15 protein-coding genes are annotated in these 13,982 nt (G+C 58.6%); 12 read left to right on the plus strand and 3 right to left on the minus strand.

Features of this window, described 5'->3' with window-relative positions:
• Nucleotides 1–120 precede the first annotated feature (120 nt).
• Nucleotides 121–438: a tetratricopeptide repeat protein gene (locus AUK77_RS18275; protein WP_296132677.1), complete on the plus strand. Its 318-nt coding sequence runs from the start codon at nt 121–123 to the stop codon at nt 436–438.
• Here the strand turns inward: AUK77_RS18275 and AUK77_RS18280 are convergent.
• The 3 genes from AUK77_RS18280 to AUK77_RS18290 form a co-directional block, all read right to left on the minus strand.
• Entirely contained in the window at nt 435–716 is a 282-nt protein-coding gene (locus tag AUK77_RS18280; protein ID WP_296132679.1) for a PilZ domain-containing protein, read from the minus strand. The two genes, AUK77_RS18275 and AUK77_RS18280, sit on opposite strands and share 4 nt — an antisense overlap.
• A 79-nt stretch (nt 717–795) precedes the next feature.
• Entirely contained in the window at nt 796–1,683 is an 888-nt protein-coding gene (locus AUK77_RS18285; protein ID WP_296132681.1) for a lysophospholipid acyltransferase, read from the minus strand.
• Nucleotides 1,684–1,769: 86 nt separating this feature from the next.
• Nucleotides 1,770–2,339, minus strand: a complete 570-nt coding sequence (locus tag AUK77_RS18290) for a DNA-3-methyladenine glycosylase I (protein WP_296132683.1) — start codon at nt 2,337–2,339, stop codon at nt 1,770–1,772.
• Between the two features lie 66 nt (nt 2,340–2,405).
• On the opposite strand from AUK77_RS18290, the gene glyQ reads away from it, so the two are divergent.
• The 11 genes from glyQ (at nt 2,406) to AUK77_RS18345 (ending at nt 13,830) form a co-directional block, all read left to right on the plus strand.
• On the plus strand, nt 2,406–3,353 hold the full coding sequence (gene glyQ / locus AUK77_RS18295) for a glycine--tRNA ligase subunit alpha (RefSeq protein ID WP_296132685.1): 948 nt from the start codon (nt 2,406–2,408) through the stop codon (nt 3,351–3,353).
• Nucleotides 3,350–5,452: a glycine--tRNA ligase subunit beta gene (glyS, locus tag AUK77_RS18300; RefSeq protein WP_296132686.1), complete on the plus strand. Its 2,103-nt coding sequence runs from the start codon at nt 3,350–3,352 to the stop codon at nt 5,450–5,452. The genes glyQ and glyS overlap by 4 nt, the downstream gene beginning before the upstream one ends.
• A 74-nt stretch (nt 5,453–5,526) precedes the next feature.
• Nucleotides 5,527–6,060, plus strand: coding sequence for a D-glycero-beta-D-manno-heptose 1,7-bisphosphate 7-phosphatase (gmhB, locus tag AUK77_RS18305; protein ID WP_296132688.1), 534 nt, complete (start codon nt 5,527–5,529; stop codon nt 6,058–6,060).
• 32 nt (nt 6,061–6,092) lie between these two features.
• Nucleotides 6,093–6,866, plus strand: a complete 774-nt coding sequence (locus tag AUK77_RS18310; RefSeq protein ID WP_296132689.1) for a lysophospholipid acyltransferase family protein — start codon at nt 6,093–6,095, stop codon at nt 6,864–6,866.
• Nucleotides 6,867–7,788: 922 nt separating this feature from the next.
• Nucleotides 7,789–8,421, plus strand: a complete 633-nt coding sequence (locus AUK77_RS18315; RefSeq protein WP_265661249.1) for a hypothetical protein — start codon at nt 7,789–7,791, stop codon at nt 8,419–8,421.
• A gap of 9 nt (nt 8,422–8,430) precedes the next feature.
• Nucleotides 8,431–8,772: a DUF4258 domain-containing protein gene (locus AUK77_RS18320; protein ID WP_296132691.1), complete on the plus strand. Its 342-nt coding sequence runs from the start codon at nt 8,431–8,433 to the stop codon at nt 8,770–8,772.
• A gap of 15 nt (nt 8,773–8,787) precedes the next feature.
• Entirely contained in the window at nt 8,788–9,573 is a 786-nt protein-coding gene (locus AUK77_RS18325) for a hypothetical protein (protein ID WP_296132692.1), read from the plus strand.
• Between the two features lie 520 nt (nt 9,574–10,093).
• Nucleotides 10,094–11,773 (plus strand): IS21-like element IS1162 family transposase, encoded by a 1,680-nt coding sequence (gene istA, locus AUK77_RS18330; protein WP_296132693.1) that lies wholly within the window; start codon nt 10,094–10,096, stop codon nt 11,771–11,773.
• Entirely contained in the window at nt 11,661–12,410 is a 750-nt protein-coding gene (gene istB / locus AUK77_RS18335; RefSeq protein WP_013100941.1) for an IS21-like element helper ATPase IstB, read from the plus strand. Before istA ends, istB begins: the two co-directional genes overlap by 113 nt.
• Before the next feature lie 97 nt (nt 12,411–12,507).
• Nucleotides 12,508–13,140: a hypothetical protein gene (locus AUK77_RS18340; RefSeq protein ID WP_296132695.1), complete on the plus strand. Its 633-nt coding sequence runs from the start codon at nt 12,508–12,510 to the stop codon at nt 13,138–13,140.
• 60 nt (nt 13,141–13,200) lie between these two features.
• Nucleotides 13,201–13,830 carry a hypothetical protein gene (locus tag AUK77_RS18345; RefSeq protein ID WP_296132697.1) on the plus strand — a complete coding sequence of 210 codons (630 nt, stop codon included), beginning with the start codon at nt 13,201–13,203 and terminating at the stop codon, nt 13,828–13,830.
• Nucleotides 13,831–13,982: the final 152 nt, after the last annotated feature.

Consider the following 13,982-nt stretch of genomic DNA (forward strand, 5'->3'; position numbering starts at 1 on the left):
GCTGCGCCCCAATAGCGGAACCCAACTTGCCTGTTGGGCTTCGCTGCGTTCAACGCCAACCGACTGCTGCCTTCAGCACCTAACCGCAGCCCGGGGGCTTGCCCCGAGCAAGGAGACTGCATGAGCACCGAAGCGCTGGAAAAGATGCTGGCTAAAGGCATGGACAATGCCCTGCTGCGCTTTGGCTTGGGCAAGGGTTATCTGGATGCAGGCGACGTGGCGCGCGCTGCTGAGCACTTTCAGCGCTGTGTTCAGTTTGACCCGCAGTACTCCGCTGCCTGGAAGCTGCTCGGCCAGGCCCTGCACAAACAAGGGTCGAATGACGACGCGCGCACGGCCTGGACACAAGGCTTGGCGGTGGCTGAAGGCAAGGGTGATAAGCAAGCCAGTAAAGAAATCAGCGTGTTTCTCAAACGGCTGGACAAGCCCGCGCGCTAGTCGTCGCTTTGCTCGCCGGGCACAAAGCGCAGGCCAACACCCAGCGGTTCAACACGCACCACTTCCAGCGTCAGAATCGGTGCTTCCATCGGCAGGCCTTGCACCTGCCCCTGCACCAATTCCCCCATCAGCAACTTCTCGGGCGCGTGATCCATCAGCACATAAACGCCACACTCGGAAATATCCCGCGTGGTGACCATCAACTCACCGTGCACCGGGTGATCAATGCGCAGGCGAACCTTAAGGGGGGTGCGGACGTTCTTGCGGTTATTGCTCATGCGCGATCCACTTCAGTGAGTTTTACCAGCCTAGTCCAGCACCACGGCTGCCGACAACTGCGGCGCTATCTTTGCCCACTCAATACCACTTGGCTTCGCCGGGCGGACGCTTCTTGAAGCGTTCCATGCTCCACATGTACTGGCTCGGATAAGTGCGCACATAACGCTCGATAACTTGGCTCATCGCCGCTACCGCAGTTGGTGTATCGGTGCTGTACATCTCCTCTGGCGCGGCCTCAAAGATGACCTTGAACCCGGAGCCGTCCGGCAGACGCAGGGCATGCAGAAATACGCCGCAAGCCTTGCCTCCACTCAACATACCGGCAACGAACTTGCTGGTCAGCGCCTCGGTACCCAGAAAGGGCACGAATACCCCCGAAGACAGGCTCGGCTCTGGGTCGGCGGGAATACCCACCGTACCCCCTTTGCGCACTTCCTTAATCACGCTGAGGATGCCTTCCTTGGTCGACGGTGCGACGCGATTGCCCATCTGCGCGCGCTGTTGGCGCAGCAGATCGTCGACAGCTTTGAGCTTCGGTGGACGGTAGAAGATGATCGGTTTGCACTGCGCGCAATAGAAATGGTTGAGCACCTCCCAGTTGCCCAGGTGGCTGGTGATGCCGACCACGCCTTTGCCGCTGGCCAGCGCCTCCTTGAGCACATCCAGGCCTTCGACCTCACGCACCAGGCCGATGGATTTCTGCGCTGGCCAGATCCAGGCGCAAGCGCTTTCAGTCAGGGTTTTGCCAATGTCCATCAGGGTTTGCCGAAGCAATTGCTGGTGAGCCGCGTCATCCAGCTCCGGGAAACATTTGCGCAAATTGATGCTGGCCACGTTGCGCGAGCCATTAGGCAGCTTCCACATCAGCCAGCCAATCGCCGCACCCACGGCCTGCACGGCGCTCCAGGGCAGCAGGGCAAACAGGCGCAGGAAACCGACCACCAAGGCACCTTTGAGCTTTTCCACAGGCCACTCCACAGGTCAAAAAGGCGCTTATTGTAACCAGAGACACCGGTTGCTGCTGCGCGCAGCGAAGTCCAACAGAACTGACATCATTGATGGTGCTGGGTCTTCAGCAACTCGGCATAACGATCACAGTCGGTGGTGTGGTCCATCACCATGCCGGTTGCCTGCATGTAGGCATAACAGATGGTCGGGCCGACAAAGGTAAAGCCCGCTTTCTTCAAGGCCTTGCTCATCGCCTCAGCCTCGGGCGTAACAGCTGGCACCTGAGTGCGCTCGCTGAAGTGATTGACCTTCGGCTGGCCACCGACAAACGACCACAACAGCGCTACCGGGTCCTCCAGTTTGAGCCAAGCTTGGGCATTCTGCCGGGCGGCACGCAGCTTGAGTCGGTTACGGATAATGCCGGGATCGTGCATCAGGGTGTCGTCGATGTAGGCATCGCTGAGCGCCGCCACGCGCTGCACATCAAAGCCAAACAACACCTCGCGGTAGCGCTCGCGCTTTTTCAGCACGGTGATCCACGACAAACCCGCCTGAAAGCCCTCCAGCAGCAACAACTCAAACAATGCCTGCGGGTCACGTTGCGGCACGCCCCATTCCTGATCGTGGTAAGCGATATACAAAGGATCGTCGGTGCACCAAAAGCAGCGTGGCATGCGGGTTTCCCTGAGCTTCGGTATACTCGCGGACTTTCTCAAGCCGCCAAAGTACGGGTGAAATTTGTGAGCCAGACTACGCCTGCCGTGCGCACCTTCCAAGATTTGATCCTCGCCCTACAGCTGTACTGGGCCGAGCAGGGTTGCGTGGTGTTGCAACCTTACGACATGGAAGTGGGCGCGGGCACCTTCCACACCGCCACCTTCTTGCGCGCCATTGGCCCCGAGACCTGGAACGCCGCCTATGTGCAGCCGTCCCGTCGTCCAGCTGACGGCCGCTACGGCGAAAACCCCAACCGTCTGCAGCATTACTATCAGTTCCAAGTGGTGCTCAAGCCGAACCCGGAAAACTTCCAGGAGCTTTATCTAGGCTCGCTGAAGGCCATCGGCATCGACCCGCTGGTGCACGACATTCGCTTCGTTGAAGACAACTGGGAATCGCCGACCCTCGGTGCGTGGGGCTTGGGCTGGGAAATCTGGCTCAATGGCATGGAAGTCACCCAGTTCACCTACTTCCAGCAAGTGGGCGGCATTGAGTGCTACCCGGTGACCGGCGAGATCACCTACGGTCTGGAGCGTCTGGCCATGTACCTGCAGGGCGTCGACTCGGTTTACGACTTGGTGTGGACTGACGGTCAGTTTGGCAAGGTCACTTATGGCGATGTGTTCCACCAGAACGAAGTGGAGCAGTCTACCTACAACTTCGAGCACGCCAACGTCGAGAAACTCTTCGAGCTGTTCGACTTCTATGAGTCGGAAGCCAATCGCCTGATCGAGTTGGAACTGCCGCTGCCAACCTACGAAATGGTGCTTAAAGCCTCGCACACCTTCAACTTGCTGGATGCGCGCCGGGCGATCTCCGTCACCGCACGTCAGCAGTACATCTTGCGTGTGCGTGCGCTGGCCCGTTCGGTGGCACAGAGCTACCTGCAAGCGCGGCGCAAACTCGGCTTCCCGCTCGCCGCCCCCGACCTGCGTGATGAAGTATTGGCCAAGCTGGAGGCTGCAGAATGAGTACCCGTGATTTCCTGGTAGAACTGGGCACCGAAGAGCTGCCACCGAAAGCCCTGAAAACCCTCGGCGAAGCCTTCCTCGCTGGTATCGAGAAAGGCCTCAAAGCGGCCGGTCTGTCCTACAGCGCCACTCGCTACTATGCTGCGCCGCGCCGTCTGGCCGTGTTGATCGAGCAGCTTGAAGAGCAGCAAGCTGATCGCACCCAGAACCTCGATGGCCCGCCCGTACAGGCCGCTTTCGACAAAGACGGCAACCCGACGCAAGCCGCGCTCGGCTTCGCCAAGAAGTGTGGCGTTGAGCTGAGCCAGATCGACCAAAGTGGCCCCAAGCTGAAATTCAGCCAGAGCATTCCCGGCCAAGCAGCGGCTGGCCTGCTGCCTGCTATTGTCGAGACCTCGCTGAACGAGTTGCCGATCCCGAAACGCATGCGCTGGGGCGCGCGCAAAACCGAATTCGTCCGTCCAAGCCAGTGGCTGGTGATGCTGTTCGGTGACGAGGTGATCGACTGCGAAATCCTCGCCCAGCAAGCCGGTCGCGTATCCCGTGGGCATCGCTTCCACGCCAACCACGAGGTGCGTATCAGCGCCCCGGCCACTTACGCCGAAGACCTGCGCAGCGCCTACGTGATTGCTGACTTCGCCGAGCGCCGTGCGCAGATCATCGCCCGCGTGAATGAATTGGCTGCCGCCGAGCAAGGCACGGCCATCGTGCCGCCGGCACTGCTGGATGAAGTCAGCGCGCTGGTTGAATGGCCGGTGCCGCTGGTCTGCTCATTCGAGGAACGCTTCCTCGAAGTGCCGCAGGAAGCACTGATCACCACCATGCAGGACAATCAGAAATACTTCTGCCTGCTCGATGGCAACGGCAAGCTGCTGCCGCGCTTTATCACCGTGGCCAACGTTGAAAGCAAAGACCCGGCGCAGATCATTTCCGGTAACGAGAAGGTGGTGCGTCCGCGCCTGACTGACGCCGAGTTCTTCTTCAAGCAGGACAAGAAGCAGAAGCTGGAGACCTTCAACCAGCGCTTGGCCAATGTGGTGTTCCAAGCTCAGCTGGGTTCGGTCTACGACAAAGCACAGCGTGTGTCGGCCCTGGCCAGCTTTATTGCCGAGGGCATCGGCGGCGACGCCACTCGCGCCGCCCGCGCTGGCATTCTCTGCAAATGCGACCTGGCCAGTGAAATGGTCGGCGAGTTCCCAGAAATGCAGGGCATCGCCGGTTACTACTACGCTAAGCACGACGGCGAAGCCGAAGACGTGGCACTGGCGCTGAACGAGCAGTACATGCCGCGCGGTGCCGGTGCAGAACTGCCGAGCACCCTGACCGGTGCCGCCGTAGCGCTGGCTGACAAGCTCGATACCTTGGTCGGCATCTTCGGCATCGGCATGCTGCCCACCGGTAGCAAAGACCCTTACGCCCTGCGCCGTGCCGCACTCGGCGTGCTGCGCATTCTGATCGAGAAACAGCTGGATCTGGATCTCGCAGACGCCATCGCCTTTGCCATCGCCCAGTTCGCTGACAAGGTTTCTGACCTCAATAACGCCACTACCGAAAAGAATGGCGTTATCAAGAAAGAAGACATCCCTCTCAAAGAGCTGGTTTTTGACTTTATCTATGACCGTCTGCGCGCGCGTTATGAAGACGAAGGCGTTGAAGTCGCCGTGTACCAGGCTGTGCGTGCCGTCAGCCCGACCTCGCCGCTGGACTTCGATCAGCGCGTACAAGCCGTGCAGGCATTCCGCGCATTGCCGCAAGCAGCCGCTCTTGCAGCAGCCAACAAGCGTGTGTCCAACCTGCTGAGCAAAGCCGAAGGCCAGGTCGCAGCGAGCGTCGAAGCGCATCACTTCGACAACCCCAGCGAGTTCGCCCTCAACGCCGCCATTCAGCAAGCTGAGCATGCAGTGCAACCGCTCGCTGCAGCCCGCCAGTACAACCTGGCGCTCAGCCAGTTGGCCAATCTGCGTGAGCCGGTAGACGCCTTCTTCGAGGCCGTACTGGTCAACGCCGAAGACCCAGCCGTGCGGGCGAACCGTTACGCCTTGCTGGCCAAGCTGCGCGGTTTGTTCCTAGGCGTTGCCGATATCTCGGTACTGGGTTAACGCACAGCAGCGCCAAGCTTCAAGCGGCATGTTGCCCGCTTGAAGCTTGGCGTTTTTGTTTGGAGCTTGAAGCTATGAAGTTGCTGATTCTCGACCGCGACGGCGTCATCAATTACGACTCCGACGACTACATAAAAACCCTTGATGAATGGATTCCGCTGCCCGGTGCAGTGGAGGCCATCGCTCGCCTGTCACAAGCCGGCTGGACCGTTGCAGTCGCCACTAATCAATCAGGCATTGCCCGTGGCTACTATGACCTGGGCACACTGGACGCCATGCATGCGCGCCTGTGCCAGTTGGTAGCTGAGCAGGGCGGCGAACTGGGTCTGATCGTCTACTGCCCGCATGGGCCTGATGAGGGCTGCACCTGCCGCAAACCTAAACCCGGCATGCTTGAGCAGATTGCGGCGTACTATGGCGTTGCACTTAAGGGCGTCTGGTTTGTCGGAGATAGCAGCGGTGACCTGACAGCGGCTGGCGCCGTCGATTGTCAGCCTGTTTTAGTAAAAACCGGCAAGGGTGAACGCACCCTGGCAAAAGGATTGCCAGCGGGCACCCTGATATTCGATGATCTGGCGGCGGTTGCCGATCAGCTTCTCCACTTATAAAGCAGGCCCTGCCTGCGACGGTAAAAGCGCCCATGTCGACAGTGCAAACCCTCAGAACTTTCCTCTTTTACCTGCTGCTAGCTTCCTCCTCCTTCTTCTGGTGCATCCTCAGCGTCTTTATCGCACCCTTTCTGCCATTTCCTGCGCGCTACCGCTTTGTCGTGCAGAACTGGTGTCGCTGCGCCACCTGGTTGGCCAAGGTGGTAGTGGGCATCAACTACGAGATCAAGGGCCTGGAAAATATCTCAGTGCAGCCCTGCGTAATCCTCGCCAAACACCAGAGCACCTGGGAAACCTTTTTCCTTTGCGGCTACTTTGCACCGCTGAGCCAAGTGGTCAAGCGCGAGTTGCTGTATGTGCCGTTCTTCGGCTGGGCCATGGCCATGCTCAAGCCCATTGCCATTGACCGCAGCAATCCCAAAGCAGCGCTCAAGCAACTGGCCAAGCTTGGCCACAAACGCTTAGGGCAGGGCGCTTGGGTACTGGTATTCCCGGAAGGCACGCGCATTCCACCAGGCCAGATCGGCAAGTTCAGCCGTGGCGGCGCGTCCCTAGCCGTTAACGCCAACCTGCCTGTTCTGCCAATTGCTCACAACGCTGGCGAGTTTTGGCCGAAGTTGGGCTGGCGCAAAACCCCTGGTACTGTCCAGGTGATCATCGGCCCACCGATGTACGCTGAAGGCACAGGCCCACGCGCCATTGCCGAGCTCAACGACCGCGCTTTTGCCTGGGTCAGCCAAGCACAACGCGATATCGGTTCGCTGGATGCGCAAAGCCAGCCGCTGGAAGCTCAAGAGCCAGCTTAAGCAAATTGTGGATAACCTGTGCACGAAATACCGGCAGAGTGCCATAAAGCCGTTCAAGGTAATGATTCATAAACACTTTTCTTGAAGGGCTGAGCTACACCGTTTCGTGCATAAGTTTTCAACCGCACTCTCAAGCCGGCCTTAGCGCCGGCTTTTTATTGGCCAATAATCTAGTGGCTGCGATAGATACGCTCAGCCCCACAACGATGTTCCATGTGGAACAAAAAAGCCCCTGCTGAAGTGATTCAACAGGGGCTTTCTTATTGACGACAAAACCGCTTATAAAAATCTAAGTTGGAGGGAGACAAAGATAGCCGTCCTCAGAGAGGCGAAAACACAGGGCTGGAGGCGACTTCGGACAGACTTAATGAACCCTGTCGGCCAAAGTAAATGAGTCAAAACCTACCGTCGGGCAATGTTACTTTCCAAAGCCAGTAAGGACGGGGCTTCTAGCCAGTCATAACCTCTCGGGAGGCGGCACGATATCAGGGTATCTTGTCGGCATCTCCGCTCAATTGACAGGTTGTCAATGCACCCACTTTACACCACGCCCACCCCAGCTAGAAGCCGAGAAATTACAAATCTCACCTGCCCGTAGGACGGCACAAATGCACCACAAGCCGTTCCCCCCACGGCCACGGCAAGCATGACCCGGTCACAGGCATCGAGTGCCCTTAGGCCCCCAGGCTTCTAGCTTCCACCACCGTCACACCCTACTTGGCAGCAGGAATAACTCCGCCCTCCCGGAATGGGTCTGGAAGCAAGTGGCGCGATACGGATTGGCAAGTCACCGAACTACTTTCGATGGACGTCCGGGGCTCCGCTCCACCCCAGCAAATAAATTCCAACCAAAATGGAATATTCTATTGACAATGGAATCAGGCTCAGACAACCTTCTCACATTCCAAATGGAGTGGAACATATGAGACTCGAAGATCTGTTTTGCAACCAGGCAAAGCCACAGACCAAGATCCGCCGCGACCAGCTAGCCAATGAGGTTAACGACGCCTACTTGGGTCATCTCAATGCTGAATCAGAGAAGTACCGGTGCGATCCGGAAGCTCTAGATAAGGTTCTGGGTGGGGCCTCCCATTTCAATGCCATTGCTGAGGGCTGCTACGACTACGCAGTTGAAGGCCAACTCAAGACAACCGGTGTCGGCCCCCAAGATGACAACTGGTTGGACTTTGCATCCTTCATTAACCAAGCCCGATGGGACGACGAGTTCCACAGCGCGAACTCCTTAGCACCGAGCCTTGAGCACCTATTCAAGCTGGGAGCAATTCGTGCACGCCTCGACAGCGACACACTTGGTGATGTCGCGACCGAAGCCTTACCTACTGTGCTCAAAGATTCCGAGTGCGGATATCTCACTCTGAACGAAGTCGCCTTCCTTGCACAGATGACGGAAAAGGCCGTGCGGAATGCCACACAACCCACCGCACCGGATCGTCTTCACACTCGAAAAGAAGGGACGCGCACCGTGGTCGACTCCCATGAAGCGCTGCGCTGGCTGAAAGGACGCCGTAACTTCAAACCTACAGTGCTGGTATGAGGTGCAGGGATGCTCATGACTCAACATGCCGAACAGCGATGCCAAGAACGCCACATCAGTCCCAAGCAGCTGGAGTGGCTGCTGTGCTACGGGCAAGAAAGCCATAACCGAGGCGTCTGCCTGTGCTTTTTTGACCGCGATGGCTTCTCGCAATTACTCAAAGATGTTGACCCCAAGAGCCTGGAGTTGGCCTTGCGTAGCCGAAACATCTACGCGGTGCTGACAGAGAGCAAGGTCATCACCGTGGGTTACCGGGATGAACGGCTAAAACCGCAAAAAACACACAAGCGAATTCGACGTGGCACACCCAGCAACCCGGCTGCCCGCCGTATTCACCGTCGCACGCGCTAACTCAAGGAATGAACCATGAGCCACTTTGAACAATTCAGCCAGATCCTCCTCGACTCGACCATCAGCCTGAGCGGTTCCGAACTGCCCCAGAAGCTTTTGCTGTCATCCGAAGGCAGTGTTCAGACGTTCTATGCCCCCTTCGACTACATCAACACTAAAGCCCGAATCACTATCTGCGGCATCACGCCTGGCCACCAGCAGGCAGTGAACGCACTCAACGAAGCACGAAAACAACTGCGGGCGGGTACTTCTGTTGAAGAAGCCCGAAGGAAAGCCAAGGAAACCGCTAGCTTTTCTGGGCCAATGCGCAACAACCTGATTGCCATGCTCGATCACATTGGCATTGCGAAACTGCTCGGGATTGATAGCTGTGCCCGGCTATTCGATACCCACACACACCTGGTGCATTACACCTCCGCACTGCGCTATCCAGTTTTCGTCAATGGCGCGAACTACAGCGGCAGTCCATCAATGCTCAAGCAGAAATCCATGCGAGAGCAGGTCGAGACGCATCTTGCCGAGGAGGTAAAAGCACTGGGCAATAACTGCCTCTACGTTCCCCTTGGGCCCAAAGTGGCCGAAGCCCTTGAGCATCTACAACGCCAAGGCCTGCTCAAGCCTGAGCAGGTTCTCGCAGGTCTTCCCCATCCGTCAGGCGCTAACGCCGAACGCATCAGTTACTTTCTGGGCAACAAAGCTCGTGAACACCTATCTGCAAAAACCAATGCGCAGGTACTGGACGCTGCTCGAACTCAGCTGTGCGCCAAAGTATCCAGCATTGCAGCTCAAGGGTGGCGCTGATGCGAACACTCTTAAATTTGCCAATTTGGGCACTGTTGTCGATCAAGCTCTGGGGCTTCCGAAAACTGCTCACGATGGCCAAGGAGCAAACTCAGGACGCTCTGAACCTGTTTTGCAGTAGCTGCTCGACTGATGGCGGCATCTGTGAGCGCCCTCAGCATTGCCGGCTGCAAAGGCTCAGGGATCGAGAAGCTCTCCTTAAGAACGTGATACTCGAAACAGAAGACCGACTAGCTCGGCTAGTCGGACTCTGACGAGAGAAAACCCATTTTTGGATCCAGGCACAGCACTATGCGTATTTCGGCCCACCGTGACCGGCTGTTTCGGTAGATCGTGACCGGACATTTCGCTAACGCGTGACCGCTCATTTCGCTAACAGCGTGACCGATTTCCAGCCTGCTCCGAAACAGGCGGTCACGACTTACCGAAATCGTCGGTCACGGCTTAGCGAAACGCTTCCACCCCGTTGCGCATGACCTGACGCGACCGTCACCCTCGCCCGATTTCGGGGAGTAGAGGGATGGCGGCGCAGCGAGTATCCATGCGTAATATCAAAGAATGTCTGCGCCTCAAGTTCGAGGGCGGCCTCTCTCACGAGAAGATCGCCCGGGCCTTGCAGCTGTCCAGGGGCGTCGTCAGTAAGTACGTCACCGCAGCCGCTGAAACCGGGATGGAGTGGCCGGCGCTGGCCGTGCTGGATGAGATGGCGCTGGCGGCGGCACTGTTGCCCACTGCCAGGGTTCGCCACACCCGCGGCGAGCGGGTGCTGCCGGATCTGATCACGATCCACCGCGAACTGCGGCGCAAGGGCGTCACCCTGCAACTGCTGTGGGAGGAGTACGTCGCCGCCCATCCCGAGCAGCCGACCTACCGCTATACCCAGTTCGTCGAGCACTACCGCCGCTACGCCAGCACCCTCAAGCGCTCGATGCGCCAACAGCACCGGGCCGGCGAGAAGCTGTTCATCGACTATGCCGGCCCGACGCTGCCGGTGATCGATCCGGCCACCGGCGAGATCAGCCGGGCGCATATCTTCGTCGCGGCGCTGGGGGCCTCGAACTACACCTATGCCTGCGCCACGCCGGGGGAAACCCAGGTGGATTGGCTGACCGCGCTGGGTCAGGCGTTCAGCTACTTTGGCGGCGTCAGCGAGATGGTGGTGCCCGACAATCCGCGCGCGCTGATCGCCCACCCCGATCGCTACGAGCCGGGCTTGAACCGCGCCGCACTGGAGTGTGCCCGGCATTACGACACGGTGATGCTACCGGCGCGGCCGCGTAAGCCCCAGGACAAAGCCAAAGCCGAGGTGGCGGTACAGGTGGTAGAGCGCTGGATCATGGCGCGGCTGCGCCACCAGCAGTTCTTCAGCCTGCACGCGCTCAACCAGGCGATTGCCAAGCTGCTGGAGGACTTGAACCAGCGCCCGTTCAAGAAGCTCGATGGCTGCCGCCGGGAGTGGTTCGAGCGGCTCGATCAACCGGTGCTGCGGCCGCTGCCACAGCATCCCTACGAGGTGGTGACCTTCAAGCGCTGCAAGGTCAACATCGACTACCACATCGAAGTGAACGGCGGCTTCTACAGCGTACCCTCGGCCCTGGCCCGGCAGAGCGTCGATGTGCGGCTGAGCGCGCATACCGTGGAAGTCCTGCACGGCAACCGGCGGGTCGCCAGCCACTTGCGACTTCAGCGGCGCGGCGCCTACAGCACCCAGAGCGAACACATGCCGGCCTCGCACAAGGCGCACCGCGAGTGGACGCCGCAGCGCCTGCTCGACTGGGGTGAGCGAATCGGCCCGCAAACCCGGCAGATCGTCGAGCACCAACTGACCCACAAACCGCACCCGGAGATGGGCTATCGCGCCTGCCTGGGCCTGCTCTCGCTGGCGCGCCAGTACGGTAACGCGCGCCTGGAGGCGGCGGCCAGCCGCGCCGTGCAACTGCGGGCGCTTAACGGCCGCACCGTGCGCAACCTGCTCAAGCAAGGCCTCGACCAGCAACCACTGCCCAAGCCCGCGACGCCGGCAGCACAACCCAGCAGTCACGAGAACGTCCGTGGCGCCGATTACTACACCCAAGAGGAGCTGTTCGATGATGACCCAACACACCCTGAGCCAATTGCACCAACTGCGGCTGGGCGGCATGGCCCGAGCACTGGAAGAACAATGGACGCTGCCGGCCAGCCACAGCCTGAGCTTCGATGAGCGCCTCGGCCTGCTGCTCGACCGCGAGCTGGCCTGGCGCGACGACAAGCGCCTGGAGCGGCTGCGTAAACAGGCCAAGCTCAAGTACGCCAGCGCCTGCCTGGAAGACCTCGACCGGCGCCGTGGCCGCACGCTGGACGAGCGCCTGATCGCGACCCTGGCCAGTGGTGACTGGATCCGTCAACGGCACAACCTGCTGCTGACCGGCCCGACCGGCGTCGGCAAGACCTGGTTCGCCTGCGCCCTGGGCCACCAAGCCTGTCGCCAGGGCTACAGCGCGCTGTACCTGCGCACCCCGCGCCTGCTGGAGCAACTGCGCATCGCCCACGGCGACGGTAGCTTCGGGCGCACCCTGCAACAGCTGGCCAAGGTCGATGTCTTGATTTTGGACGACTGGGGCCTGGCGGCGCTGGAGGAAAATGCCCGGCATGACCTGCTGGAAGTGATCGACGACCGCGCCGGCAGCCGCTCCACCATCCTGACCAGCCAGCTTCCCGTCGAGCACTGGCACGGCTGGATCAACGACCCCACGCTGGCCGACGCCTTGCTCGATCGCCTGGTACACAACGCCTACCGAATCGTGATGAAAGGCGAGTCACTACGGAGGAAAAACACGGAGGAAGAAGCCGCATCGTGACCGATGCGGTTAGAATTTAAACCCCGCGCAATCGGGTGAAGCCACCGGTCACGTTGTTAGCGAAATGAGCGGTCACGTTCACCGAAATCCGCACACTATGAGCAACCTCTTCAGCGGGCCGTATTTTGATCATGTGATGGCACAAGAGCCGCTCCGATCAGCCGAATACTTTACCCACGGCTCCTCAGCAATGCTTTTTCAGCGTGACGGCCAGCTCTATCGGCTAACCACTGACGGAAGAGGCCACTGCTTTCTTTCCGAGCAGTCAGCCAAGAGCAATCCACACGTGGTCAGGGTTATCCAGGACTTCGGGCCAGTAGCACCAGCCGATGATGCATATTTGGACGATGAGTTTTACTGGTTAGCACAGGTTGAATGGCTTCAACCTGTAGATCCCACAAGTACCGAGGGAGCTCGACTGACCAAGCTATTCACACAGCTGACAGATGGCGAACTGGTAGAGCATGAGCATCGCGCTCAATTCCTCGAACGATGCAATCAGGTTGCGCGCAACCAATCCGAGTTCGCTCCTCTGCTCAACACCCTGATTAATGCAGCTCAGTATCTGCCCGAAAATGATGGGGCTGTGGATTGCAACATCACAAACGTCATGCGGCGGCCCTCAACAGGAATGATCGTTTGGAGCGATCCTATCCACTTTACGCCGGGATACATCACTGAGGCTCAACAGATACAGATGAATGTGCTCCGCCAGCAGGTCGCACAATAGACCGCAAGTATTCATTTTTTGTTAGCTTCACGATCAGAATGAAAGCGCAAAGGAGCTGCGATGGCACAACAAATTGGTCGCGATGGTCGAGTCTTAGAATCGGGCGATCTGATCAGGGTAGGTCATTTAGACACGCCCACCGAAACCGAGCTCAAGGAGTGGTCTCAGTATGTCGAATCAGTGAAGAAACTGATCCAGGCAGGAGCTCGCGCTGGCGATGGCTGGGTAGTGAACGAAAAATGGGTTGACGTTAAAGGCGGGAGGGCTTTTTTCATTGGTGATATGTACCTGCCACCGAAGAAGCAACACCCAATCCCAGAACCTGTATCGCCGGCATCGCACCAGCCTCCGCAAGCTGGGCCCTCGGCACAAGCTCAACCTCTGACACTTATCGAAGCCGCTAGTACTGAGCAAAATCTCCCCTCTACTCGCTCTATGTCTTTCTTCGATTACGTGATGCAAGGCTTCGGGATGGTTTTGATCTTTGGGCTTTTGTTTTGCATCTTGGTCGCATGGTACGAAGAGGCAACCAAGCCAAAGAGCTGCGAAGAGCTCGTGCAGGAAGCTTGGGATGAGTGTAACGACGACTACAACGGCAAGTGCCGTTACTTAGGGCCGAAGTACCAAGTGACCTGCTATCCGGACGAATACGAAGAAGCACTGGATGAATGGAAGAGGAATCGGTGGTGACTTAGGGATGGTCTGAAGTAGTTGTGTATTTCTGGCTGACTTCAGCCCCTGCCGATCCTGAATTCATAGAATAAGTGCAACGCTTGAAACGATAGGCAGAGGGCCAGCCACCGGTAGAATCCAGGCTCTCACACCAAAGGATTCAAGCGCAG

Source organism: Pseudomonas sp. Ga0074129 (assembly GCA_001465025.1).
In the GTDB taxonomy this organism is placed as follows: domain Bacteria; phylum Pseudomonadota; class Gammaproteobacteria; order Pseudomonadales; family Pseudomonadaceae; genus Aquipseudomonas.